The sequence below is a fragment of the Shewanella sp. 11B5 genome (assembly GCF_002836795.1).
In the GTDB taxonomy this organism is placed as follows: domain Bacteria; phylum Pseudomonadota; class Gammaproteobacteria; order Enterobacterales; family Shewanellaceae; genus Shewanella; species Shewanella frigidimarina.
This window is the reverse complement of the sequence record NZ_PJAP01000096.1, coordinates 1-1,299: the sequence shown is the minus strand read 5'-3', so window position 1 is coordinate 1,299 and position 1,299 is coordinate 1. Positions and strand designations below refer to the sequence as shown.

Annotated in this window: 1 protein-coding gene and 1 pseudogene; both read right to left on the bottom strand. The window is 43.2% G+C overall.

Annotation, left to right across the window (positions count from 1 at the left end; genetic code table 11):
• A pseudogene (locus CXF78_RS21730) lies at positions 1–135 on the bottom strand (threonine/serine exporter); the annotation flags it as partial.
• Positions 136–155: 20 nt separating this feature from the next.
• Positions 156–1,298 (bottom strand): Obg family GTPase CgtA, encoded by a 1,143-nt coding sequence (gene cgtA / locus CXF78_RS00805; protein ID WP_257984788.1) that lies wholly within the window; start codon positions 1,296–1,298, stop codon positions 156–158.
• Position 1,299 lies beyond the last annotated feature (1 nt).

Genomic DNA, 1,299 nt, shown 5'->3' with positions numbered 1-1,299 from the left:
GCTAGCAATACCGAGCGCTTTACCAAGGCGCTGACTAATCTCTTCAACGAGATCAGACTCAGCACCATATGCCAGTAATAGCTGCGCACAGCGCACTACAAGGCGGGTAATTTCATTTTGGCTATCTTCGTACACGATGTCCTCAAATGAGTTCTTTAACGCTGATATATAACTTCTACATCATAGTCATCATCATCAAAATCTTCGTCAAAGTCATCATCATAATTTTCATTAGCGTTTTCATCTTCAGCGCTATGATAATTATCCCATTTGAATTCAACATCAGCATCTGCGGTAATTTCTTCCACAATAGCTGGTAAACTTCTAATGTAGTCAAGCATCTTGATGCTTAACTCTTCAGTACCAGTTCGATTGTAAGCTGACATAGTATAAACATCACCTTGCCAATCTAACTCTTTGACAATACGATCAATTTTAGCTTGTATCTCTTCATCTAGCAGTAAATCGGTTTTATTAAATACTAACCAACGCGGTTTTGCCGCTAGCTTTGGAGAGTATTTCTCAAGTTCACCGACAATTGCACGAGCAGAATAAACTGGGTCTACGCCATCAATAGGTTCGATATCGATAATGTGTAACAACATACGGCAGCGTTCAAGATGCTTTAAGAAACGAATACCTAAGCCAGCACCTTCAGCAGCACCTTCAATTAGACCTGGAATATCGGCAATAACAAAGCTTTGGCCTGGACGCGGATTAACCACACCAAGGTTTGGCACCAAAGTCGTAAACGGATAATCAGCAACTTTAGGCGTAGCACGTGATACTGAACGGATAAAGGTTGATTTACCTGCGTTTGGCATCCCTAATAAACCCACATCAGCAAGTAACAATAACTCAAGTTTAATTGAGCGTACTTCACCTGGGGTACCTAATGTTTTTTGGCGCGGAGCACGGTTAGTACTACTTTTAAAACGGGTGTTACCTAAACCGTGGAAACCACCTTTAGCAACAAGAAGCTTTTGTCCATTTACAGTAAGATCGCCAAGTGACTCTTCTGTTTCTTGATCGATAGCACGAGTACCTACTGGTACTTGCAGAACCAAATCACTACCGCCATGCCCGGTACAATCACGACCACGGCCATTGGTGCCACGTTCAGCCATATGGAAACGAGTAAAACGATAATCAATCAGCGTGTTCAAGTTTTCGTTAGCTTGCAGGTATACACTGCCGCCATCTCCGCCGTCACCACCGTCTGGACCACCATCTGGTACATATTTTTCGCGTCTAAAACTCACGCAACCGCTTCCGCCGTCACCTGCTTCTACGCGAATA